At 57.2% G+C, this 23452-nt stretch carries 23 protein-coding genes, 3 tRNA genes and 1 riboswitch; of the genes, 14 read left to right on the top strand and 12 right to left on the bottom strand.

Going from position 1 to position 23452, the window contains the following annotated elements; genetic code table 11:
* The first annotated feature begins 60 nt into the window (after positions 1–60).
* Together NE637_RS06830 and NE637_RS06825 are read left to right on the top strand one after the other, a co-directional pair.
* Entirely contained in the window at positions 61–552 is a 492-nt protein-coding gene (locus tag NE637_RS06830; protein WP_227118145.1) for an ERCC4 domain-containing protein, read from the top strand.
* Entirely contained in the window at positions 549–1355 is an 807-nt protein-coding gene (locus tag NE637_RS06825) for a phosphoadenosine phosphosulfate reductase domain-containing protein (protein WP_227118144.1), read from the top strand. Before NE637_RS06830 ends, NE637_RS06825 begins: the two co-directional genes overlap by 4 nt.
* Positions 1356–1684: 329 nt before the next feature.
* Here the strand turns inward: NE637_RS06825 and NE637_RS06820 are convergent, their stop codons facing one another.
* Positions 1685–1924 (bottom strand): hypothetical protein, encoded by a 240-nt coding sequence (locus tag NE637_RS06820; protein WP_227118143.1) that lies wholly within the window; start codon positions 1922–1924, stop codon positions 1685–1687.
* A 305-nt stretch (positions 1925–2229) separates the two neighbouring features.
* Here NE637_RS06820 and NE637_RS06815 point away from each other — a divergent pair, with 305 nt between their 5' ends.
* The 3 genes from NE637_RS06815 (at position 2230) to NE637_RS06805 (ending at position 3288) form a co-directional block, all read left to right on the top strand.
* On the top strand, positions 2230–2421 hold the full coding sequence (locus NE637_RS06815) for a helix-turn-helix domain-containing protein (protein WP_227118142.1): 192 nt from the start codon (positions 2230–2232) through the stop codon (positions 2419–2421).
* Between the two features lie 70 nt (positions 2422–2491).
* Positions 2492–2923, top strand: a complete 432-nt coding sequence (locus tag NE637_RS06810) for a hypothetical protein (RefSeq protein WP_227118141.1) — start codon at positions 2492–2494, stop codon at positions 2921–2923.
* A gap of 11 nt (positions 2924–2934) precedes the next feature.
* Positions 2935–3288 (top strand): hypothetical protein, encoded by a 354-nt coding sequence (locus tag NE637_RS06805; protein ID WP_227118140.1) that lies wholly within the window; start codon positions 2935–2937, stop codon positions 3286–3288.
* 72 nt (positions 3289–3360) lie between these two features.
* Here NE637_RS06805 and NE637_RS06800 read toward each other — a convergent pair whose 3' ends face one another.
* Together NE637_RS06800 and NE637_RS06795 are read right to left on the bottom strand one after the other, a co-directional pair.
* Positions 3361–3660: a hypothetical protein gene (locus tag NE637_RS06800; protein ID WP_256267622.1), complete on the bottom strand. Its 300-nt coding sequence runs from the start codon at positions 3658–3660 to the stop codon at positions 3361–3363.
* 161 nt (positions 3661–3821) lie between these two features.
* Positions 3822–3898: transfer RNA gene (locus NE637_RS06795), tRNA-Arg, on the bottom strand.
* A 183-nt stretch (positions 3899–4081) separates the two neighbouring features.
* Here NE637_RS06795 and NE637_RS06790 point away from each other — a divergent pair.
* From NE637_RS06790 to cysK, 4 genes are all read left to right on the top strand, one after another.
* Positions 4082–4660 carry a UbiX family flavin prenyltransferase gene (locus tag NE637_RS06790; protein ID WP_192113205.1) on the top strand — a complete coding sequence of 193 codons (579 nt, stop codon included), beginning with the start codon at positions 4082–4084 and terminating at the stop codon, positions 4658–4660.
* A gap of 104 nt (positions 4661–4764) precedes the next feature.
* Complete coding sequence (locus tag NE637_RS06785) at positions 4765–5451, top strand: metal-dependent hydrolase (protein ID WP_227118138.1); 687 nt, start codon at positions 4765–4767, stop codon at positions 5449–5451.
* Positions 5452–5495: 44 nt separating this feature from the next.
* Positions 5496–5933: an RrF2 family transcriptional regulator gene (locus tag NE637_RS06780; RefSeq protein ID WP_192113207.1), complete on the top strand. Its 438-nt coding sequence runs from the start codon at positions 5496–5498 to the stop codon at positions 5931–5933.
* Between the two features lie 202 nt (positions 5934–6135).
* A complete protein-coding gene (gene cysK / locus NE637_RS06775) occupies positions 6136–7092 on the top strand; it encodes a cysteine synthase A (RefSeq protein ID WP_227118137.1) in 957 nt (318 codons plus the stop codon).
* Positions 7093–8040: 948 nt separating this feature from the next.
* On the opposite strand, the gene NE637_RS06770 is transcribed toward cysK, so the two are convergent.
* Complete coding sequence (locus tag NE637_RS06770; RefSeq protein WP_192113209.1) at positions 8041–9714, bottom strand: acetolactate synthase large subunit; 1674 nt, start codon at positions 9712–9714, stop codon at positions 8041–8043.
* Between the two features lie 103 nt (positions 9715–9817).
* A complete protein-coding gene (gmhA, locus tag NE637_RS06765; protein WP_215647549.1) occupies positions 9818–10390 on the bottom strand; it encodes a D-sedoheptulose 7-phosphate isomerase in 573 nt (190 codons plus the stop codon).
* A 153-nt stretch (positions 10391–10543) separates the two neighbouring features.
* On the opposite strand from gmhA, the gene NE637_RS06760 reads away from it, so the two are divergent.
* On the top strand, positions 10544–11887 hold the full coding sequence (locus NE637_RS06760; RefSeq protein WP_227118136.1) for a deoxyguanosinetriphosphate triphosphohydrolase: 1344 nt from the start codon (positions 10544–10546) through the stop codon (positions 11885–11887).
* A gap of 122 nt (positions 11888–12009) precedes the next feature.
* On the opposite strand, the gene NE637_RS06755 is transcribed toward NE637_RS06760, so the two are convergent.
* Positions 12010–12603, bottom strand: coding sequence for an adenylyl-sulfate kinase (locus NE637_RS06755; protein WP_192113211.1), 594 nt, complete (start codon positions 12601–12603; stop codon positions 12010–12012).
* Positions 12604–12860: 257 nt separating this feature from the next.
* On the bottom strand, positions 12861–13850 hold the full coding sequence (locus NE637_RS06750) for an MBL fold metallo-hydrolase (protein WP_227118135.1): 990 nt from the start codon (positions 13848–13850) through the stop codon (positions 12861–12863).
* A gap of 215 nt (positions 13851–14065) precedes the next feature.
* Between NE637_RS06750 and NE637_RS06745 the strand changes: the two genes are divergently transcribed.
* Complete coding sequence (locus NE637_RS06745) at positions 14066–14413, top strand: ArsR/SmtB family transcription factor (RefSeq protein WP_227118134.1); 348 nt, start codon at positions 14066–14068, stop codon at positions 14411–14413.
* Positions 14414–14620: 207 nt separating this feature from the next.
* Here the strand turns inward: NE637_RS06745 and NE637_RS06740 are convergent.
* Together NE637_RS06740 and NE637_RS06735 are read right to left on the bottom strand one after the other, a co-directional pair.
* A tRNA-Asp gene (locus NE637_RS06740) sits at positions 14621–14697 on the bottom strand.
* Positions 14698–14708: 11 nt separating this feature from the next.
* Positions 14709–14784 (bottom strand) — tRNA-Val (locus NE637_RS06735).
* Between the two features lie 306 nt (positions 14785–15090).
* Between NE637_RS06735 and NE637_RS06730 the strand changes: the two genes are divergently transcribed.
* Positions 15091–16125 (top strand): polysaccharide deacetylase family protein, encoded by a 1035-nt coding sequence (locus NE637_RS06730; RefSeq protein ID WP_227118133.1) that lies wholly within the window; start codon positions 15091–15093, stop codon positions 16123–16125.
* A 187-nt stretch (positions 16126–16312) separates the two neighbouring features.
* On the opposite strand, the gene nspC is transcribed toward NE637_RS06730, so the two are convergent.
* Both nspC and NE637_RS06720 read right to left on the bottom strand, forming a co-directional pair.
* Entirely contained in the window at positions 16313–17533 is a 1221-nt protein-coding gene (nspC, locus tag NE637_RS06725) for a carboxynorspermidine decarboxylase (protein ID WP_227118132.1), read from the bottom strand.
* A 53-nt stretch (positions 17534–17586) separates the two neighbouring features.
* On the bottom strand, positions 17587–18831 hold the full coding sequence (locus NE637_RS06720) for a GGDEF domain-containing response regulator (RefSeq protein ID WP_227118131.1): 1245 nt from the start codon (positions 18829–18831) through the stop codon (positions 17587–17589).
* Positions 18832–19215: 384 nt separating this feature from the next.
* Here NE637_RS06720 and NE637_RS06715 point away from each other — a divergent pair, with 384 nt between their 5' ends.
* Positions 19216–20052 (top strand): EamA family transporter, encoded by an 837-nt coding sequence (locus tag NE637_RS06715; RefSeq protein ID WP_215647556.1) that lies wholly within the window; start codon positions 19216–19218, stop codon positions 20050–20052.
* A gap of 266 nt (positions 20053–20318) precedes the next feature.
* Here NE637_RS06715 and NE637_RS06710 read toward each other — a convergent pair whose 3' ends face one another.
* A complete protein-coding gene (locus tag NE637_RS06710) occupies positions 20319–22031 on the bottom strand; it encodes a 30S ribosomal protein S1 (RefSeq protein WP_022659135.1) in 1713 nt (570 codons plus the stop codon).
* 207 nt (positions 22032–22238) lie between these two features.
* A riboswitch (cobalamin riboswitch) is annotated at positions 22239–22463 on the top strand.
* Between the two features lie 32 nt (positions 22464–22495).
* On the opposite strand from NE637_RS06710, the gene NE637_RS06705 reads away from it, so the two are divergent.
* Entirely contained in the window at positions 22496–23434 is a 939-nt protein-coding gene (locus NE637_RS06705; RefSeq protein ID WP_227118130.1) for a sirohydrochlorin cobaltochelatase, read from the top strand.
* Positions 23435–23452: the final 18 nt, after the last annotated feature.

The raw sequence follows: 23452 nt of genomic DNA, 5'->3' as shown, positions 1-23452 counted from the left end.
GGGAGGGCAAAAAATGAACGCTCATTCTTATCAAAATCGGATTTTCTTGGGGGTGACTACATGCGCATAGTTCAGGACAGCCGAGAACAAGCCCCCTATGCCTTCAATGCCCCCAAATATGCGGGCGTTACCGTGGAGGTGGGTACGCTGCAAACTGGTGACTACAGTTTGCACGGCCTGACTGACCGCATTGCCCTTGAGCGAAAGAGCCTTTCCGACCTGTGCGGAACACTCACGGCAGGACGGGAACGGTTCAAGCGTGAGTGCGAGAGGGGCCGGGGGCTGGAATACTTCGGGCTGGTGATTGAGTCCTCAATGGACGATGTGCGCCGCCACAACTACCGCAGCGCCATGACACCGCAAAGCCTGCTGCAAACTCTGGCTGCGTGGTCTGTTCGCTACGGCCTGCATGTTCACTGGTGCGGGAGCCGTGAAGGCGGCGAATACATGGTTCACAGCCTGCTAGAGAAGTTTTTGAAGGAACAGCAAACCCGGCTTGCCGCGTTGGTTCGGGCGCATGGTGACGGCACTGAGGGAGGTGAAGCCGCATGAATCAGCTTGAACGTGATGCCCTGGCAACGATTGAAAAAGCCCTAGCAGGGCATGACAACCCGGCAATGTTCTGGAGCGGGGGCAAAGACAGCATTGTTGCCCTTCACCTGTTGCGGCAAGTTCACCCTTCCCCTGCCGTGATCTTTCTTGGGCATATCTACGGCAGCTCGTCTTGGCGTTGGAAATGGGCTTTGCAGGAGCTGACAGAGCAAAACTTGTGCGCCTTTTTCATGCCGCCCACCTGTTTTCAGCTTTGCCAGAACGGTGACAATTTCCTCTTGCTCGGTGCTTATGCCTTCAATGGGCAGCTTCTTTCAACAAGCGCATTCTTGCACTCAAAAGATAAGCGGGGCGATTCTGGCCCATTCACTTGCGCAAGGCATGAAATCTTATCGGCACCATTGGCCCCTCAAGGGCTAAAAGGCGCGTGGAATATGTTCGTTACGGGTCAAAGATCAAGTGACATTCTGAAATGCGCGTTTACGAGCGATATGAACCAAGGGGAGCCGTGGCAGGGTGAAAGCATTGCTCCGGCTGGTGGCGGGGTGCGGGTTACTCCTCTCCTGCACTGGCAACGCTCAGACGTGTGGGACTACATACGGCGGCATGGGCTGAGGTATCAGCGTGAACGCTATGAAGGCGGTTCGGCGGCAATGGACTTTGACAGCGGGCAAGCCTGCTGGGATTGCCTCGACACCCGGCACACAGGACAAACGGTGGTTTGCCCTAAGACCGGGCAGGAAATGACGGTGAATATCCCTGACGGCGTGTATCAAGCCTCACTGGAAAGCCTGACCGCTTGAGCGGCTAGCACCCTGTGTAACGGCTCTTTTTAGGTGTCGTTTAGGGTGTCGCTTTCTGTGCGTAGCCTAAACCTCGCGCGCGTGCGCGTGCGCGTACTGCGCGGCATCGGTAAAAAGCTAACTTCTCCGCGCTTCATCCGAGCTTCATCCGAGCTTCGCTCTTGGTTCATCCGTTGTTCTTCTGTTGTTCAACCTTTGTTCGCTTCACCTTCGGTTCGATAGGCACGGCAAAAGGGGAAGGCTACCCCGGCACCCCAAGCCCCCACAAACAACACGGCCCGGCGTAATCCCCACATGGAAAGGATTATTCCGGGCCATTTGGGTTCGCCTTATTCACGAATTGTTTCTGAGCCGGTTACGGGGTCAATTTCAATTCGATTGGGAATTTTCTTTCTCAACCCGTAAATATCACTAGAAATTGAACCTAACTCCAACCAATTTTTTTCATTTTGGTCGTTATTCTCACGGAGTAAATCTTCAATGCGAGATAGTTGGCTAGAAATGGTATTCAAATTTGATACGATTGCCATGCCAACGCATAAAATGAACAACGGCGATAACCATTCCATATTTACCCCCCCCTCTGTTGTTATTCATTGCTATCAGCCCGCACCAGAAGAAACAAGGACTCAGGCTTTATCTCTGCCGGGTAAATCGTTTCACGGAAAAATGTATAACACGCTGCACCATATTCGTAGCACAATAATTTTATGTGCTCAGGGTCGTTTTGTGAAACGCAGATAATCATTGAATATTTGTTTTTGGGCCATGTCTCATAAGAGTGATATGTAAACTTTACGAAACTTATTTCAACTTTAAATTGACATAAACAAATTTATCCCCCAAAGTAAAGCACAACAAACAAGGAGGGAAAATGATCGCTCCATTGACGGACGAAGAAAAGAGCACCCGCCCCCTTACATTGGAGGAAGCACAAGAATACTTGCGCGTTGGGCGCAATGTCATGCTGAGGCTTTTTCAAAATGGGGAAGTGCAGGCCCGAAAAGTCGGCAGAGAATGGCGAACCACAAAAGCCGCCCTCGATGACTACATGCGCGGCGAGTAAACAAAATAGCCCGGCAGGGAAGTAGTGATTCCCAACCGAGCCTAACCATGACCGATAGGAGGTCAAAGCTATGAGTATGCTATCTGCCGTCCTGCCAAAGTGCAACGGACAAACTCTGACCAAGGCTGTGCGGCAAAAAACTCTCGAGCTGCTGGATGTGTACTACCGCGCAAAGCTGGCAGGCCTGTCTGGCACGTTGCTAGACGGCACAACTTGGAATCTGACCACGGCCACAGAAGAAAGCTTCGGCTTCAACAAAAAAGATATACACAGATATCTCTGCCTGAACTTCTCAAACCCTGTAGCCCACGGTACCCTTATTAATGCCCGGTATGCCCCCAGATATGCGGACAATATCGAATATCATTATTTGGAGAGCAAAGCCTCGGGCGTGGATGCGCTAAAACGCCGTGGCTTTGAATTGGCAGAGCCAGACGACGAAGGCGCGTTCTGCGTTCGCTATGCTCGCAAAACAAGTACCGGCGTTTGCCGTCCTGCATAAGGGGGCCGACAATGAAAAAATTTAGCCTGACATTCTCCACTGCGACCCTGCCCGGACTGGTTCAAGCATATATGCAAGCAGAATTGGCCTTATCCCATTTTCAACCGAAGCCGGAAGACCTTTCGCGGGCGTTGGATAACCCTGCAACAAAGGAAACGTGCATATCCTGCTTGCAGCGCGGGGCAACTGCCTTGAATGCACTGGAAGCCTTGAGTGCGGGAGATGTAGAATATACAGCAACCTTGCTTGAGAACCTTATCAGTGGGGCATACAGCGAAGCCGCCGCACTGGGCAGGCCGAAGCGAACCCTCACAGTGAATGCCCGCCCTCTGTCGGTGGAGGCTGCCATGAATAACCCACAGTAGCCACCTAACGGCCTGAAATGAAAATCCCGACTCAGTTTCATGGGCCGGGATTTTTTATCGTTGGGGGTGTATTTATGATTTGTCATTATCAATCGCAGCCTCTGCTGCAGCCCATGCTTCAACCCCCATGCCATTCCCGAACTGATCGTCCATCATGCCAAGAAAGCAAGAAATGGCATTTTCGCTACCCAATCGGAGCCAATCCCCTCCGTTGCTCCGAATAAACATCTGATCGTTCTTAAAGCTTATTTCCCAAAAACCATCATCATATCCTTGTGTTGCAGAGACCGCCTGATAAAGTGAGTCAACCTGCCCGTACTCGTCAGGGTCTACGTTATCATCAAGCCACGCTTGAAAGTCATTAGTACTCATTGGTGCCTCCATTTGGTTATTGCATATCAATGAGCATATCATGCCAGATTCACGACCTTCCACGAAGTAAAATCTTTTTAAGTGGCACACAGGTGGCACAAATTGCCAAAGACCAAGAAAAAAGCGGCTAGCTTTTTACAGCTAACCGCTTGAATTCTTAATGGTGCGCTCGGCGAGATTCGAACTCACGGCCTTTGGCTCCGGAGGCCAACGCTCTATCCAACTGAGCTACGAGCGCATAAGAACATTTCTGATATGCTTTGTGCTGGCGGCTGTCAAGGCGTGGGCCTGAGCCGCCATGTTGACATCCGGCCCCAACCCCGGGGCGCGTCAAGGCTGGGCGGGTTTGCGCGCCGCGGCAATGTGCGTTAAAAATCAGGCTAAGGGGCAATAGCTCGGTGATATTTTATGCGGAGAATGCATGCGTGATATTCTTGTTGGGGTGAGCGGGGCCAGCGGCATGCCCTTGGCCCTGTGCCTCATGCGACTGCTGGCGGCCATGCCCGATGTGCGCACCCATTGCGTGGTTTCCGATGGCGCGCGGGCCGTGCTGCGGGCGGAATGCGGCGCGGACGCCGATCTACTCACGGCGCTGGCGCACACCGTGTATGCTGCGGAAGATCTGGGAGCAGGCCCGGCCAGCGGCTCGTGGTGGCGGCGTGGTAGCGAACCGGCGGCCATGCTGCTAGTGCCGTGCTCCATGGGAACAGTCGGGGCCATCGCCAGCGGCGCCACGCGCAACCTTGTGCACCGGGCTGCGGATGTAGCGCTGAAGGAGCGCTTGCCTCTGGTGATGGTCACGCGCGAAAGCCCGCTCTCTGCCATACATCTGCGCAATCTGCTTGCCTTGCGCGAGGCTGGCGCGGTGATCATGCCGTTTTCTCCCTGTTTTTACCTGCGGCCTGCTGGCGTGGAGGAACTGCTGGAGCAGTTCTGTGGCCGCATCTTTGATCAGGTGGGGCTAGCGCATGGTCTTGCCCGCTGGACAGGCCAAGCATAGCGCAAGCAAAAGGTGGTACCACGCCATTTCTCCTTCATTTGCCGTCTTCTGTTCCTTCCCGGTACGTATTTCCTGAATTGTTAAAGTCTTACGCTGGAGGCAGCATGAGCGACATAACCTGGTTTGGACATTCGGCATTCAAAATCAGCGCGCCTGGCGCGCAGGTGATTATTGATCCTTTTTTTGCTCCTTCTGCGGGAGTATCGTCCAGTGCTGCAGGTGATGTGGATATTGTGCTGGTGACCCACGACCACGGCGACCATGTGGGTGATGCCGTGTCCCTGTGCCGCCGCACCGGGGCGCAGTTGGGGGCCATTGTGGGCACGGCGGGCAAACTGGCCGAGGCTGGTGTGCCCCAAGAGCAGATTCTCAACGGCATCGGCTTTAACATGGGCGGCACCCTGACCCGCAAGGGCGTGAGCATGACCATGACGCAAGCCTACCATTCCAGCGATTCGGGCGCTCCGGCGGGCTACATTGTGCGTATGCCCGATGGCCTCACCGTATACCATGCGGGTGATACCTGTGTTTTTAGCGGGATGGAGCTATGGGGCCAGCTTTACAGCATAGACGTTGCCTTGCTGCCCGTGGGCGGCGTGTTTACCATGGATGCGCGTCAGGCTGCCCTGGCTTGCAAACTGTTGCGCTGCAAGGCTGCTGTTCCCATGCATTGGGGAACGTTCCCTGTGCTGGCGCAGAGCGCAGCCGGGTTCAGGGCAGAGATTGAAAATCTGCACCTGCCCTGCCGTTGTGTGGAAATGACCCCCGGCGAGACCGTAAGCTTCGGCTGATTTATTCCTGCGGTTGTACCGCCTTTTTCCCGCAAGGATTACCCATGAGCGTTTCACTTAAGTGCCAATACGGTTTGCGCGCCCTGTTCGAGCTTGCCAAGCGCACGGGTAGCGGCCCCACGCGCATTCAGGAGATTGCCGAGGCGCAGGCCATTCCCCCGCGTTTTCTTGAAAATATCCTCAACCAGCTCAGGCGCGGCGGCTTTGTGGACAGCCGTCGCGGCAAGGCTGGCGGCTTTATGCTGGCCCGGTCTGCCAGCCAGATCACCACGCTCGAAGTTATCCGTTTTCTGGACGGCCCCGTGCATCCTTTTGATTGCGAGGGCGACAACCCTGTACGCAAGTGCTCCCTTGGGCCGGACTGCGTGTTCATGCCTTTGTGGCAGCGGGCGCGGCAGGCGTTGGAAAACGTATACGGCGGCACGACGCTTCAGGACCTTGTGGACGCTCAGGCGGCAGCTATCCCCGATTTCAGCATTTGATGCGGGTTTACCTGCGCCTCTTCCCCGCGGGCAGAAATATTTTTGCATCAGGTCTTGCCTTTCAGGAGTTCTGTTATTATCACTTAGTCAGTCGAGTTAATGTAGTTAATGCCGGGACAGAGGTGTCATGCCCGCCCGACACGGCTGAACCATACAATCTGGATTGCACACAGCATCGCCAAGGCGGGCAAGGAGAACGCATATGTCCAGAATTTATCAGAATAATCCCCTTTCCATCGGCAATACTCCTCTGGTGCGGCTTAACCGCGTGGCCGGCCCCAAGGCCTTGGTGCTGGCCAAGATTGAGGGCCGCAATCCCTCCTATTCCGTCAAATGCCGCATTGGCGCGGCCATGATTGCCGATGCTGAGAGCCGTGGCCTGTTACGCCCCGGCGTTGGCATTGTGGAACCCACCAGCGGCAATACGGGCATTGCTCTGGCCTATGTGGCCGCCGCCAAGGGCTATGAGCTTACGCTCACCATGCCCGAAACAATGAGCCTCGAGCGCCGCCGCGTGGTGGCCATGCTGGGGGCCAAGCTGGTGCTCACACCCGGTGCGGAAGGCATGCCTGGGGCCATAAGAAAGGCCGAAGAACTGGTGGCTGCCAACCCCAGCGCGTATTTTATGCCTCAGCAGTTCAAGAACCCGGCCAATCCGGCCATACACGAAGCCACCACCGGTCCGGAAATCTGGAATGACACAGATGGGCAGGTGGACGCCATTGTGGCGGGCGTGGGCACAGGCGGCACCATCACGGGTATTTCGCGCTATCTCAAGCACACGCGGGGCAAGAACATTGTTTCCGTGGCCGTGGAGCCTGAGGCGAGCCCCGTGATCAGTCAGCATCTGGCGGGCAAACCCCTGCAACCGGGGCCGCACAAGATTCAGGGCATTGGTGCTGGCTTTATTCCTGAAACGCTGGATGTCAGCCTGCTGGACAGGGTGGAAACTGTGGCCAACGATGAGGCCATTGAATTTGCCCGCAGGCTGGCGCGCGAAGAGGGTATTCTTGCCGGTATTTCTTCTGGCGCTGCGGCAGCGGCGGCCGCGCGGCTGGCGGACTTGCCTGAATTTGAAGGCAAGACCATTGTGGTCATTCTGCCTGATGCGGGCGAGCGGTATTTGTCGTCTGCCCTGTACGAGGGCATTGGCGAGTAGAAGAGGAAAGAAAGGCAGGAAAGCAGAGAAGGGCTTGGCGGCGGGGGAGAGCCTGTCGAGCGCATTTACGCAAACCCGACTTTTACGCCCTGAATGCGTCAGCGCCGGGATTTTGAGCGCAGCGTACTCAAGTACGTGAGCATCAAAATCCCGGCGCTGACGCATTCAGGGCGTAAAACGCGCATTTTGCAAATTCGCCCAACACCAGCCATCGCCTCCGTTACGCTCCGGCGAGTTTAAGGAAGGCGACTCCACGACCATCCCCTGATAGCGAACAGGTTTTTCTAACTCGTAATATATCCTCCGGATTATGGTTGAATGATAATTGGCATCCCGTAGATGAAGTGAAACTGTCAGGCATGTTAGTGTTGGAATTTGATTTTCTTCAAGTTTGTGATGCACAAATATCCTGAAGCGACTGAAAAGGTACAAGGTCGTCCCCTGAACCAGTAATAGTATCAATGGTAGTTGGCTGAAGCGGATTTACATTCAAAGCGAAAGAGTTCTCTGGCATTTACGCGTCGCGGAGGGAGATCACCTGAGCGAGCGGAGCGAGTGAAGGAAGCTCCCGCAGCATAAGACGCGTTGCCCTCGTAGCTTGACGGAAATTGAAAGCACTTCTTAGGGGGTGTTCCGGGGGGAGTGCAGAGGGGGCCAAGGAGGGGCGCAGCCCCTAACAGGCCCCCTTTGCCCCGCGCCGGGGAGGCGAAATCGCACGCCGCGCAGGCGTCCCAAACTCCGCCGGGCGGCGGAATAACAAGCCCGTAGGGCAGAAAATTTCAAATCGCGCGCCGGGAAGGCAAAATCGCGCGCCGCGCAGGCGTCCCAAACTTTGCCGAAGGGCGAAATCCAGTGCCCGTAGGGCAAAAAATAACCAGGGCGCGCAAAAAACAAAACGGCCACATTCAGCAAGGAGTGCAGCCGCTCTGTCAAAAGAATATCAATCCCCTACAACTCATCCAGCGCACACAGCGCAGGCGTCAACTCACCCAAGCTATTGATAAGCGCCATGTTCTCGCTGTAGTCCACAGGGCAGGCCACCAGCGACACGCCGGGTTCGTTCAGAGCTTTTTGCAGGGTGGGCAAAAGCTCTGCGGCGCTTTCAATGCGGTATCCCTTGGCGCCAAAGCTTTCGGCATAGGTCACAAAGTCGGGATTGCCAAAGTCCACGCAGTCGTGCGAGCCGGATTCCATGTCCATCTTCCACTTGATGAGCCCGTAGCTGTCATCCACCCAGATCAGTATCTTGAGCGGAATATTCTCGCGCACGGCGGTTTCCATTTCCTGGGAATTCATCAAAAAGCTGCCATCGCCCATGACGGCAAGCACCTTGCGCTCGGGGCAGGCCAGATGCGCGCCGATGGCTCCCGGCAGGGAAAATGCCATGGTGGAAAGGCCGTTGGATACAATGCAGGTCAGGGGCGCATACGTGGGGTAGAGGCGCGCCATCCACATCTTGATGGCTCCGGTGTCGGCCAGCACTATATCCTCATCGCCCATTGCAGCGCGAATATCGCTTACAATGCGCTGCGGCTTGAGGGGGAAGGCGTCGCTCTCACGGCCCTTGGCAAGCTCGGCCTCCACGAGTTCGCGGATCCTCGCCCCGCGTCCGGCTGAAAGCAGCGGCTCCGCCCCAAGCTCCTTGGCCAGAGAGGCCAGGGCAAGGCCCACATCGGCCATGATGGTGACCTCGGGGTTATAGTGGGCGTCCACATCGGGCATGAATGTGTTGATATGGATGATACGCTTGTTTGATTGGGGATTGATGCGCATGGGAGTGAATTCCTGCAATTCGTAGCCGATGGAAAGGATCACGTCCGCCTGGTCGAAAGCGCAGTTTTCGTAGTCGTGCCGCATAAAGCCGATGACGCCCAGCGACTGGGGGCTGCGGTCGCTGATAACGCCCTTGCCCATGAAAGTCGTCGCCACGGGGATTTTGTAGCGCTCGGCAAAGGCGGCCAGTACGGCGGCATTGCCTGTGCGGGCCACGCCGTGCCCGGCCATGATGACGGGCTTGCGCGCGCAGCGCAGCAGGGCGGCGGCCTCCGCCACCGCAGCGGGGGAGGGGATGGCCTTGGCGCAGGGTGCCGCCTTTAGGGGCACGGCCTCTGGCATGGGGGCACCTTCCACATCTTCAGGAATGGCAAGGTAGGTCGCGCCGGGGCGTTCCTCCTGCGCTACCTGAAAGGCATTGCGCACCATTTCGGGCACGGCCTGGGGGGTCAGCACCGTATCTGCCCATTTGGTAACGGGCTTGAACATGCCCACAAGGTCAACAATCTGGTGCGACTCCTTGTAGATGCGCTTCAGCCCCACCTGGGCGGAAATGGCCACCAGAGGGCTTGAATTGGTCTGCGCGTCGGCAGCGCCCAACAGCAGGTTGATGGCCCCCGGCCCGAGAGTGGCGGTGCATACGCCCGCCTTGCCTGTCAGGCGGCCATAAATGTCGGCCATCAGGGATGCGCCCTGCTCGTGCCGGGCAAGAATAAAGCGGATGTCGCCGGAGGCGGCCACAGCCCGCACAAATTTGATATTTTCCTCACCGGGGATGCCGAAGACGTACTTAACTCCCTCGGTTCTGAGGCATGAAACAAGGAACTGGGCTACGTTCTGCTGATCCATGGCTAACCTCGCTGGGGGCGTTTGCCCAAGGCCCATGCCTTGGCGATGACTGGCCGGAAAGGGCTTGGTGCAATCCTGCCGTTTGCGGAATTTACGGTCGGGCCTATTTTTGCGCCACGGCGCGTTCAAGCACATCGGCCCAGTGGTGCAGAATGAAGATGTGGGCCTCCTGAATGCGGGCCGTGACATCGTGGGGGACGATAACAGCCATGTCGGCCAGCGATTCCAGCTTGCCGCCATCCCGACCCAGCAGGGCAATGCTGGCAATGCCCTGAGCGCGGGCCTCGTTGACGGCGGCGATGATGTTGGCCGAATTGCCGGAGGTGGAAATGCCCACAAAAACATCTCCGGGGCGGGCAAGTGCCTCTACCTGACGGGAGAAAACATCGTTGAAGCCGTAGTCGTTGCCAATGGCCGTGAGGTTTGACGTGTCCGTGGTCAGGGCGATGCAGGCCAGCGCCTTGCGGTTGCACTGAAAGCGCCCCACAAGCTCTGCTGCAAAGTGCTGAGCGTCCGCCGCAGAGCCGCCGTTGCCGGCAATAAGCACCTTGCCGCCTGCCCCAAGGGCTGCCCCAAGCCGCTCTGCCGCCGCTTCCACGGCGGGGCGCATGGTTTGTAACGCGCCAAAAAGCTCCAGATGGGCGGAGAGAGACATATCAAAAAGCGAATTCGTCATGATCTGGCCTTGCTGCACGGTTTGGGTTCCCCGTAGGGCATCGGTTTTTAAAACGTCTTGCAAGCCTAGCAAGGCCGGGAACAAAAGAAAAGCGTCCGCCGCCCGCGCTTGCGGCACCGGCGCGCATGCCGTACATGCAGGGGAGGAGGCATTATGAGCACATTCAAAGAGCAGTGGGCGCAACTGCTGGCCCCCAACCGCAAAACCGGCACGGGCATGAAGCTCGACACGCTGGACGCGGTGCGTAATCCCTTTCTGGTGGATTACGACCGGATCATCTTTTCCAGCTCATTCCGCAGGCTGGCAAGAAAAACCCAGGTGCACCCGCTGGTGCGCAACGACCATATCCACAACCGCCTTACCCATTCGCTTGAGGTGAGCTGCGTTGGGCGATCCCTTGGGCTTGGCGTGGGCGATGCCCTGCAGCGGCGCGGCGACCTGCCCGAGGGCTGCACGCCGGACCATCTGGGCCAGATCATTCAGGCCGCCTGCCTGGCGCACGACATAGGCAATCCTCCCTTTGGCCATGCGGGCGAGGAGGCTATCCGCGACTGGTTCAAGGATTCCGTCAATAAAGAGCAGTATTTCAAAAACCTGCTGCCCGCAGAGTGGGCCGACTTTACGGCTTTTGACGGCAACGCCCAGGGTTTCCGCGTCATCAACGCGCTTGAAAACAACAAGGACAGGGGCGGCTTTCGCCTGACATTCCCGGTCATTGCCGCACTGGTGAAGTACCCGCGTTCCGCCTATGAAGCGCAGGGCGTGGGCAAGAGCAAGTTCAATTTCTACACGGCGGAGCGCGAGCTTTTTGCCGAGATCTTCGGCGCGATGGGGCTTGCGGAAGGCGCGGGCTGGCGCAGGCATCCGCTTTCGTATCTTTTGGAAGCGGCGGACGACATCTGCTACCGCATTATCGATATGGAAGACGCGCGCGAGCTGCGCATCATCACCTATGCCGATTTTAAGGCTGCCATGACGCCTCTGCTGGATGTGAACTGTCTGGACGATCCGCGCCTTGATTCCATGGATTCCGACCGCAGACGCACCAGCATGCTGCGCACCACGGCCATGGGCCGCATGATTCCGTCCATCACGCAAACGTTTATGGATAATTATGAAGCCATCATGGAGGGCCGGCTTGAAGGCTGCCTGCTGAATCACGCCCGCGAGGATGTGGCCGGGTTCATGCGCGAGGCGGGGCGGGTTTTTAACAGCAAAATTATGAATAATCCGCAGAAGACGGCGCTGGAGATCGGCACCTATACGCTCTACCGACGGTTGCTTGACGTGTTCATTCCTGCCTGCTTCAACTTCACCAAGGGCAATGCCATGAGCTATCAGGAAACACGCGCCCTCACGCTCATGGGGGCCAATGCTCCGAGCAGGGAAGACAGCCTTTATATGGCCTATCTGCGGGTGCTGGATTTTGTGTCCGGCATGACGGATGACTACGCCGCGTTCATTTCGCAGCAGTTCTCCGGCACTGCCGGGCGGTGAGTATCTAGGGGCGGGAGCAACAAGCTCTGCCAATTCAGGATGCCGCGCAACGCGTGCCTTGGGCATGTGCTGCGCGGCATCTCTCGCCGAACCTGTCTATGCAGGTTATCAGGTGCGCCCCGTTAAAGGGCTATGGCGGCATTCATGAACGGCCCCGAAGCCTGCGGCAACATGCGGCGTCCGGTGTCGGCCCATTCGCGGTCTTGCGCGAGGGCGTCAAGCGTGAGGTCGCGCAGCTGCTCGTAACATTCCACCAGCGAATACCTGTCGGTATCAATGATGCTGTGGGGGCTGCGGGGTTCGTCAAAAGCGTCAAAAACTGAATCCAGGGTCGAAAGGTCGCCGCGTTCAGCCTTGGCATACAAGCCTTTGGCATCGCGCTGCACCAGGGTTTGCAGCGAGCAGCGCACCCACACCTCGCGGTACATGGGCAGCATGGCCCGGTTGCTCTGGCGCATGCTCTCATACGGGGTGGCGGCGGCTACCACGCATAGTTTACCCTGCGCCTGCAAGCTCAGCGCGTAATCGCGCAGGGCATCGGTATTGCGCACGCGATCCTCAGGGGTGGCGGCGGATAATCCGTTGCTGCGGCAAAAGGTGTCGGCGTCGATGAATTCAACGTCAAAGCCCTGCCCGTCAAGATACAGGCGCAGCAGTGAACCAAGGGTGGTTTTTCCGCTGCCGGAAAGTCCCAGCAACCAGATTGTCGGCGTCATACTATCCTCGCTTGCTTGCAGTGCGGTATTGCGTGTTGCAAACCTGCAATAGCTTATGCAAATTACCGGCCAGTGTTAAATTTTTTTAGTAAGTTTGTATTGTTAAAGAAAACCAATAAATTGGGGATGCGGCAATTTTGACAGTGCGGACACCATTCCGCCTTGGGCAATCCCTTGCGGGATCGCCCAAGGCGGTCATGCGAGCAAACACGTGCTGTGGGCGGGCTGGTTTGTGGCTGGCGAGAGAACAGCGGTTGTTATTTTGCAGAGCCCTGGACGGCATCGTTGACATAGGGGATGGGGAACCACTGATATCCCTGCCCCGCCTTGCCCACATGCCCAATGCCGGGAAAGGAAATGTGCGCCCCAGCCACAAGGTGTCCCTTTTCCGCGGCTTCCGCAAAAAGACGCTGCCTCTGCCTGACGGCTCCCTCCGGGTCAAGGTCATACTCAATGGCCGTATCCGGCAGGGGGAACTGCGCTTCCGCTACATGAACGGTATCTCCCCAGAACAACAGCTTTTCTCCATTGCTTTCAAGCAGATAACATGTGTGGCCAGGAGTGTGCCCCGGTGCGGCCACGGCGTATATTCCGGGCAGCACCATTTGGCCCGCTTCAAAATGGGCCACCTTGCCCGCGCTGAGGTATGGGGCCAGGGATTCCTGCCCTTTCACAAACATGGGCCTGAAATACTCCGGCGACTTGTCCATCTGGGCAGCGCTGAGCCAGAATTCGGCCTCAACGCGGTTCACATGCACGGTGGCAGACGGGAAAACCCTTTTGCCGTCCACTGTAAGCCCGCCAGAGTGGTCGCCGTGGATGTGCGTGAGCAGAATATCCGTGATATCGCCGGGTTTGAACCCGGCCCCCTCAAGGCTGGCTGCAAGTTTGTTTGCGGTTGGGCCGAGCAGCTTGCCTGAGCCAGTATCTACGAGGATACGGCGGTTTTGGGCGAGAATAAGAAAGGCATTGACAGAGGTAGGCCTGGGCGAGGGTACATAGGCCTTTTTAAGGGCTTCTTCTACCTGTCCCTGTTTGGCGCTGATCAGCCGTGCGTTGCTGGCCAATGTGCCATCGGAAATTGCCGCCACATGCACATCCCCCAGTTGCAGCCAGTAGTAGCCTGCCTGTCGGTAAAGCGGCGCGGGCGGCGGTGTAGCTGCGAGGGAAGGGTGCGGCAACAGCGCCGCACCGGGCAAAACAAGTGAAGCGACTGCTGCCTGTTGAAGAAACTGGCGTCTGTTCATGCGATCTCCTGTTTGGCTGGAGTCATCTGGGGCTAGGATGCCGCATATGCATGCTTGAATGCCCTCTATCCCCAGTATATGCTTGGTTTTGGCGGAATGCATATGCATATTGTTCATTAGTTCCGTTTTTATGAACTATTGGGACGGGTGTCAATATCGCCTGCGCAGGTTTGCCGTCTGGCGCCGTCCTTTTGCTTTTATACCAGGAAAAAATGATGAAAACCCTGCACCATCCGGCTGTTGAAAACGTAACGGTCGAAGGTCTTCTGCACGCCCTTTCTGATCCTGTGCGCGTACAGATTCTCAAGGAAATCATACGCTCAAATTCGCCAAAAATGTGTTCTGACTTCCTGAACATGCCGGACAGGGCCATACCCAAGTCGACCCTTTCGCAGCATTTCAGGATATTGCGCGAGGCTGGCCTGATCCGCAGTGAGAGAAGCGGTGTTGCGCTCAAGAATACCCCGCGGTGCCAGGAATTGCAGCCCCGTTTTGGGCGGATGATAGCCGAAATTCTGGCGGCGTATGCCGAAGAGTATGGCAGGAAAGATGTGGACGAATAGAGATGGACAGCCTGCTGATAGGACAGAAGGTGGTTGTGTGGTTCCGTGCAGACGGCGGAAGCAGCCCAAGAACCGACAGAAAGACTCCGTAGTTTTCGCAATGGATAAAAACAGGGCCGCCCTCGGTTGTGGGCGGCCCTTAATTTATTGCGCGTGGGCTACAATAAAAGAAACGGGAGGTCAGTGATCTGACCTCCCGGTGACTTCTGGCGGAGCGGAAGGGACTCGAACCCTCGGCCTCCGGCGTGACAGGCCGGCGTTATAACCGACTTAACTACCGCTCCGTTTTTGGGGATGGTGGGCAGTACAGGACTTGAACCTGTGGCCCCCGCCGTGTGAAGGCGGTGCTCTACCAGCTGAGCTAACTGCCCTCCCGGCGAAAATGAGTTCTACGCAAACACCCCCTCAGAGTCAAGCGAAAAAAAAGAAGTAAAAAAATTTTTACAAGGCAAAATTTTTAACATACTGATTTTTAACTAAAAGTTCGAAAAATGTCCCAGAATGCCCTTTTGCTTGTGTTGCGGTGCTTCATGGGGAGTGCTAGACCTCCCCTTAGCACATTACAGAACGCTGAACGCCGCTGTTTTCGCGCTTCCGGCGCAGAAGCAGCACAGTGAATGCGCCGCCGGGGAGGCGGTTTTCTGTTCTGGGCAATTCGCTGTTGAGGCACAAGAAAAATGAGATTTTTTTTCAAGCAGATATGCCTGGTAGCCTGCTTTTTTGCATTTGGGCTTGCTGCTCAGTCGGCGCAGGCACGTGTGGTGGAAGGCAACGTCATCATGGATCAACCCATGCGTGAGAACCTGTGCGCCCTCACCTTTGATGACGGTCCGTCGATAAACACCCCGCATCTGCTGGACATGCTGGAAGAATACGGCATCCCCGCCACGTTTTTTATGTTGGGCAGCCAGGCCGAGCGCCATCCCGATATCGTAAAGCGCGTCATCGCCGAGGGGCATGAGGTGGGCAACCACTCCTATTCGCACCCCAATCTGCGTGTGGTCAGCCTTGCCCGCAAGGAAGAAGAACTGCGCCGCACAGATACCATCTTGCGCAACCTCGGGGCTTCGCCCCAGTTCGTACGCCCGCCCTACGGTTCGTATGATGCCTCTACTGAAAAAGTGGCGGCCAGCCTTGGGCTTTCCCTCATGCTCTGGTCCATGGACAGCCGCGACTGGCAGCGCCTGCCAGACAATTACGCCACCCTGCGCAACAACAGGGGCACAGTCTATGCGCCGGGAACCCTGCGCGGTATTTTTCTGTTCCATGACTCGCACAAGCGTACTGTGGACGACCTGCCGCGCATCATTCGTGATCTGCGCGCTGGCGGCTGTCAGCGTTTTGTGACTGTGACCGACTATCTTGAGGGGCTTATGGATCCTGAACCCGGCCTGCTCATGACGCGCGTCAAGCGTGGCGCACCCGGCATGGATGAACCTCCCATGGTTGCCCGGCATCAGGTTGAGGGCGTGCACCAGTCGGAAGAACTGCCGCCGCACAGCTTCCCTGCCGGTTCGGCAGATATCCCTCTGGCGCGCAGCAGCACTCCCTGGCAACTGGAGGAAAGCCCAAGCCCTGAGATGGCTGGGCAGGCCGCATTGCCGGGCACTGCCGCGCATCCCGCGCAGGATGCTCCCCAGCCTGCCGGCAGCAGTGCAGTCCAGCCGAGAGAAGGCTCTGCCCTTTCCCCGGCGCAGGCTCCTGCCTCCTGATGCGGGATTAATGTTTCTTTTGACATTGCTCTGCCAAAGGCGTGTAATTCAGCTATGGCATGAGAGCATGCCTCCAGATTTTCCACTGTCCTCCCCCCCACAGGGAAGTACAAATGAAAGGCCCGGATCAACGATCCGGGCCTTTCTGCTTTCTAAAATAGAATAATACGAGGACAGTTATGTCCGCTTATGAAAGCCGCGTTCTAAAATCCTGGTAGCCAAATTCCCGCAGCATGCGAAAGCGCGTGTCGCCCGCTGCATCGGCCTCGCAAATGCCAATGGATGGCAGGCGCAGGCCGTTGAAAGTGGTGGTTTTGACCATGCTGTAAATGGCCATGTCTTCAAACACCAGCCGCTGACCAGGCACAAGAGGCGCGTTGAAAGAATATTCTCCTGCCACATCGCCCGCCAGGCAGGATTTTCCGGCAAGGCGGCATGTCCAGGCCTGTTCCCCGGCCTCGCCCGCCAGTTCGGCCACATTTGCAGATTCGTAGCGTACACGCGGGCGATAGGGCATTTCAATGACATCGGGCATGTGGCAGGGAACGCCGATATCAAGAATGGCCACAGGCATGTCGGCCTGCACCACATCCAGCACCGTTGCCACAAGCCAGCCTGCGTCCAGAGCTACAGCCTCTCCCGGCTCCAGGTATATCTGCGCGTTGTAGCGGTCGCGCCAGTCGGTCAGGCAGCGGCAGAGCAGATCAAGATCATAGCCGGGTTTGGTGATGTGGTGCCCGCCGCCAAAGTTGATCCAGCGGCACTGCGGCAACCACTGCCCAAAATGGCGCTCAACGGCCGCCAGGGTGCGCTCAAGGGCATCTGCCCCCTGTTCGCATAGGGTGTGGAAATGAAGCCCGGAAATGCCCTCCAGAGCCGCAGGATCAAAGTCCTTGGGCCTGATGCCCAGGCGCGAGCCAGGCGAGCAGGGATTGTAGATGGCGGCTGCTCCCTCGGAATGCTCAGGATTGATGCGCAGGCCGCACTGAATCTGACGATCCGGGCAGCGGCTCTTGTTCTGCATGGCCACTGCGGGCGCGAATTCGCGCCACTGGGCAATGGAGTTGAATACCAGATGGTCCACAAGGGTGAGCAGTTCGGCCATTTCGCGTCGGTTCCAGGCAGCGGCAAAGGCATGCACCTCGCCGCCAAAGTCCTCCCGTGCCAGCCGCGCTTCGTCCACGGAGCTTGCGCAGGCCCCCCACAAGGGGCCGTGCCCCTTGGCGCGCGAAAGAAGCGGAAAAGTTGCCCATGCTGCGTAGCCCTTGAGCGCAAGAAGAATTTTGGCCCCGGTGCGCTCCTGAACTGCGCCCAGAGTGGCGGCATTGGCCAGAAGCTGCGCTTCGTCCAGAACAAAACAGGGCGAAGGAATACGGGCGGGATCGAACAGAAGGTTCTGGCAGTGCATGGATATTCCTTTAAACAAAGAGAGTTTCAGTATGGTGTCGCGCCCGCGCTGGCTTATGCTTGCCAGACAAAGCGGTCGCGCCCTTCCCGTTTGGCTGTGTAAAGTTGGGCATCGGCCGCGTTGATGAGCGATTCGAGGTCGCTGGCCTTTTGCTCGGCCATACCGATGGAAACAGAAATGGCTATGCTGAGCGCGCCGATCTGCACTGGTTTTGAACTAACGGAAGTGCGAAAATTTTCAAGCCTTCGGGCAAAGTCGTCTTTATCCATGCTCGGCGCGACCACGCAAAACTCTTCGCCGCCGTAGCGCCCGCAGATGTAGGGAGCGGGAAACTCGTCGCGCAGCATGCCGCCAAGTTGCCGCAGGGCAATATCGCCCGCCAGGTGCCCGTAACGGTCATTGACCTGCTTGAAATAGTCAACGTCGATCATTGCGGCGGCCAGGGGGCGGCGGTCTTTTCTTGCCTCGGCCACAGCCTCTTGCGCCTCAGAGAAAAACTGACGGCGCACCAGCAGGTTGGTGAGGGCATCGCGCTCTGCCAGGGCGCGGTTTTTGCGGATAAGATCCTGTATGTCAAGATTCATGGAAATACGGCACAACAGCTCTTCAAAGGAGGAGGTTTTGAATACGTAATCATTGGCGCCTGACCGCAGAAATTGCGCACCCGCGTCCGTACCCACAGAAATGACAATAATGGACAGCTCGTCCATGGTGTGGGTTTTGCGGATGGCGGCGGTGAGTTTGATGCCGTCCATGCCGGGCATGTAGTGGTCGGCCAGCACAACGCGTATGGCGGGGTGCTCCTTGAGGATCTGCAAGGCTTCCAGACCGTTGCTCGCCGTGTAGGCGGTGATGCGCTGACGACGCAGCAACTCGGATACCTGCATACACCAGAGGTTGGAATCGTCCACGATCAGGGCTTCAACACCGCTGTTGGCGCGCAGGCGGCTCACCACGCGCATGAGGTACATCATATCATCGGGGGTGCGCTTGACGATGTAATCGGTAACACCCTGCAGCATGAGGCGTTTATAGATGTCTTCGTCAAAATGAGCGCTGACCACCACCACAGGGATGTTTCGGGCAAGGATGGCAGGGACAATTTCGCCGTTGGGGGCATCAGGCAGGTTGAGGTCGCAAAGGGCCAGAAAGTACTGCGAAGGGTTGTCCTCCAGCAGTTTCAAGGCTTGCTGGCGGTTCTCGGCGCATTCGTAGGAAAGCCCCAATTGTTCCTTGAGATTGTGCGCCATAAAACGTGCTGTTGTCCGGCTGTCTTCAACGATGAGAACTTTCTGCATGTTTGCTTCCGCATGGGGGATTGGTTTGGGGCAGGATAAAAAAATTGCGCCGTGCAAGAGTGCGGAACCTGCGCGGCGGCTGTGAATTCTAATCGTATTGATTTTTGCTCTTGCAGTCAAAAGGGATAAAGGCTCTTGCGTGCTATATTTGCAGAGTCTTCCCTGTACAGCGCAGTCAGCGAAACAGCGGGCCAGAGCAGCGGGAACCATTGCCAGCCGCAGTTTTTCCCAAGATAACAGGCAACAAGCCCTGCGCGTGCAGAGTCCGCTGGCAATTGTGGGCGGCATTACCGCAATGTATGTGGCTCCAACTGGTGTATTGCCCATTTTGCTTGGGGAAGCACGTTGCCTTGGCATTCTCCCGGCAAAGAGGTAGCAATGCCCATGTCGCCATCAATATTGCTCGCCATCCTCTTTGCCGCATTTTTACACGCGCTTTGGAATATTATTGTCAAAAGCGGCTCAAACAAGCTGTTTGAAACGGGTTTGAACGCTCTTGGCGCTTGCGCAGGCGCGTTGTGCCTGCTGCCTTTTTTGCCGCCTTTGCCGCAGGCCGCGTGGCCTTATCTTGGCATGTCGTGTCTGTGCCATCTTGGGTATTACATCTGCATTTCTGCCGCATATGAGCGGGTAGACATGTCTTTTGCCTATACCGTAATGCGCGGCTGCGCGCCCTTGCTCACCTCGCTGGCCCTGCTGGCCTTTGGCGTAAATATGTCTGCGGGCGCATGGTGCGGTGTGCTGACGCTGTGCGCCGGTATTCTGTGCCTTGCCACGGATAATATGCGCCGTGGCTATGGGTGGAGCGAAGTTTTTATCTCGTTGCGCACATCATGTGTCATTATGGGGTACACGCTGGCGGACGGCCTTGGTGCGCGCGAAAGCGGCAACGCTGCCACCTACACCACCTGGATTTTTTTGATCAACGCGCTCCCCGTGCATGTTTACATTCTGTGGCGGCATGGCTGGAGCTACGTGAGCTATGCCCGTAAGCGGCTTGCCGTGGGTACGTTTGGCGGCTTGGCGAGCATGGGCTCATACGGCATTGCCCTGTGGGCCATGACCCTTGCGCCCATTGCCGTGGTGGCGGCCCTGCGCGAAACCTCGGTGATCTTTGGCATGCTGCTGGCCATGTGGCTGCTGCACGAGCGTTTTACGCCCTTGCGCGGATTTTCTGTGCTGCTGGTTGTCGGTGGTGCCGCACTGCTCAAGCTGGCCTGATCAGGAGGCTGCAGGCTGGCGGACTAGCCGGTGATTATGGCGGCGGGCTATTGTGCGAATGTCTGCCATTGTTGATGTCTGGGCGCATGCCTCCCCGTGCGGCGGTAGTTCTGCCACTGGGGCAGGGTGCCAGCCCCGCGTGAGATCACGGGTACGCCCCCGACTCAATCTCCCCTCGCTGTTTGTTGCTGGCAGGCAACTGGCAGACAACAAGAAAGGGCGCTCCCTTGCGGGAACGCCCTTTTGTATTTTGAAGCAGAAACAGACTAGCTGTTTTCGCTTTCTTCAAACTTCTGCTTGAGCAGGTCGCCCAGGCTCTGACCGGCTTCTTGCGGGCCGGAATGGAATTCCTTGGGCTTGCGGCGTTCTTCTTCGTCCTTGATCTGCTTGATGGACAGGCCCAGACGGCGCTCTTCAGCGCTGACATGGATGACCTTGGCCTGGATTTCCTGGCCTTCCTTGTAGATCTCGGCGGGGGTCTTCACTTTCTTGCTGGAAAGTTCGGACACGTGCACCAGACCTTCAATGCCTTCTTCCACTTCAACAAAGAGGCCGAAGTCGGTGATGTTGGTCACGATACCCTTGATGGTGCAGCCCACGGGGTAGGTGTTGGGCACATGGCCCCACGGATCGTCCACCAGCTGCTTCACGCCGAGGGTGAACTTTTCGTTTTCCTGATCCACGGTCAGCACCTTGGCCTGCACGGTGTCGCCCACCTTGTACAGTTCGTTGGGATGACGCACTTTCTTGGTCCAGGAAATGTCGGAAACGTGGATAAGACCGTCGATGCCGTCCTCGATGCCAATGAACATGCCGAATTCGGTAATGTTCTTGATGACGCCTTCAAGGACGGTGCCTTCGGGGTACTTTTCAGCAACCAGTTCCCAGGGATTGGGGCGAACCTGCTTCATGCCGAGGCTGATGCGCTTCTTGTCGCCGTCCACGCCCAGGATGACCACTTCGACTTCGTCGCCGGTGTGAACCATCTGGGAAGGATGACGCAGCTTGCGGGTCCAGGACATTTCGGAAATGTGCACCAGGCCTTCAACGCCGGGTTCCAGTTCCACAAATGCGCCGTAGTCAACCAGGTTGGTGACCTTGCCGCTGCACTTGGCCCCTTCGGGGAAGCGAGCGGAGATGTCCTGCCACGGGTCGGGCACGAGCTGCTTGAGGCCGAGGGAAACTTTGTTGTTGTCGCGATCGAAGGAAAGCACCTTCAGGGTCAGTTCCTGACCGATGGTGATCATTTCCTTGGGATGGCGAATGCGCTTCCAGCTCATGTCGGTGATGTGCAGCAGGCCGTCGAGGCCGCCGAGGTCAACAAACACGCCGTATTCGGTGATGTTCTTGGCCTTACCGGTAACGATCTGGTTTTCTTCAAGGGTGCGCAGCAGATCCTGGCGTTTGGAATCGCGCTCCTCTTCAAGCAGCACGCGGCGAGAAACGATAACGTTGCTGCGGCGGCGGTTGATCTTGAGCACGCGGAATTCGAATTCCTGGTTGACCAGGGCATCCATATCCGGCACGGGGCGCAGATCCACATGTGAACCGGGCAAAAACGCTTCCACACCGCCGATGTCCACGGTGTAGCCACCCTTGATGCGGCGGACAATGTGGCCCTTGATGACCCGGTTGTTTTCCTGCACGTCTTCGAGCTGGTCGAACACCTGCATGCGCTTGGCTTTCTCGAAAGAAAGAGTGATGGTGCCGTCGTTTTCGTTCTTGCGAACAACGTAAACGTCAACACGATCGCCCACTTTGACGGAAATGTTGCCGGCGGGGTCGCGGAATTCTGCCGCGGGAATCTGCCCTTCGGACTTAAAGTTCACGTCAACAAGCACATTGTCATCATCCACGCGGACGATTTCGCCCTTCGTGATAGAGCCTTCCTCAAGATCGCCGAAATCGGGATTGAGGTAGTTTTCAAGGGCGCTTTCGAAATTGATTTCGTTGTCGTGCCCGGTTTCCAAACCTGCCATATGTCCAGCCTCCAAACATAATTTCCCCATAACAGGGAGGTGCCTTATTATCAGGATTTCAGTAAAAGAACAAGAAAAAATACGCGCCAAATCGGCTTTAGCCGCCGAAAAATCGGGATTCCACGCCGCTCCGGACGGCGCAGGCGCGGCAACCCGCGCGGGGCATACCCTGCAAGGGCCTGTCTGGCGGGGCTTGCAGGGTATGCCCACTTGACTTTTATTGCCGCATGAATTGTTTTGAAAAGGTCGGCGGGGAATTCCGTTAAAATCGGAAACAGTCGCGCTGCGGTAAGAGGGAACGAAGCTTCATCGTTCCGCCACATGGCGGGGCGCTACAGCCAGTCGCGCGAGCGGCGAAGGCGAAGTCTAGGCAAGGGGCGCAAGGCCCCCATGCCCTCAAGTCCGAATATCCTCCGGCATTTTATCCAACTTCAACCCGTCAACGCGCCATTGAGGAGGTTGCCATGCTGCGTACTACGCCGCATTTCATTCTGCATTTTTTCACCCGTACCCTTTTGCCCATTCTTTTGCTGTGCGCCGTCATGGGCGCGCCTGCGCTTGCCCCTGCCGCTGAATCCGGCGCAGAGAGCCCCAAGGCGGGCGTGCTGCTGGTGGCCTTTGGCACCAGTGTTCCCGAAGCCCTGGCTTCCATGAAGGCCGTGGATGCGGAGTTCAAGGCCGCTTTTCCCGGTCAGCCGGTGGTGTGGGCCTATACCTCGCAGATTATCCGCAAAAAAATAGCCGCCGAGGGGCATCCAGTGGGCGGCATCAGCGATGGCCTCGCCCAGCTTGCCAAGGACGGCGTGAAGGTCGTGCGCGTACAGTCGCTGCACGTCATGGCGGGCGAGGAGTTCAGCGCGCTTGAACGGGCCGTGCTTATCGATCTGCAAAAAAATCCGGGCCGCTTTGACTCCGTGTTTCTTGGCCGCCCCATGCTGGAATCGAAAAAAGACGCTCAGGAACTCATTCAGGCCATCAGGGAAGACGTGAAATCCCTGCGCGGCAAGGATGCAGCCCTGGTGCTCATGGGCCACGGCCAGAGCCACGGCCGGGCAGATCTGACCTTTGAAGGCACGCGCGCCGTGTTCCACGATGCGGATAAGCGCGTGTTTATGGCAACCGTTGAGGGCGCGCGCAGCGTGGACGACCTGCTGGTGGAGCTCAAGGCCGCCAAGGTCAAGAAAGTGGTTATCGAACCGCTCATGCTGGTGGCTGGCGATCATGCGCACAACGATCTGGCTGGGGATGAAGACGACTCCTGGGCCTCAAAGCTCAAGGCCGCAGGCTTCAAGGTGGAGACCAACCTCAAGGGTTTGGGCCAGATTGCCGGTGCGCGCGCCATACTGGTGCGCCATGCCCGCGAAGCTGCCGATGACCTGACCAAGGAACCCAAGAAGCAGTAGCGGGCGCTTCCTGCACCG

The sequence above is a fragment of the Desulfovibrio desulfuricans genome (genome assembly GCF_024460775.1).
GTDB classification, from domain to species: domain Bacteria; phylum Desulfobacterota; class Desulfovibrionia; order Desulfovibrionales; family Desulfovibrionaceae; genus Desulfovibrio; species Desulfovibrio desulfuricans_E.
The sequence above is the reverse complement of the archived record's forward strand: the minus strand, read 5'-3'. Positions and strand labels throughout refer to the sequence as shown.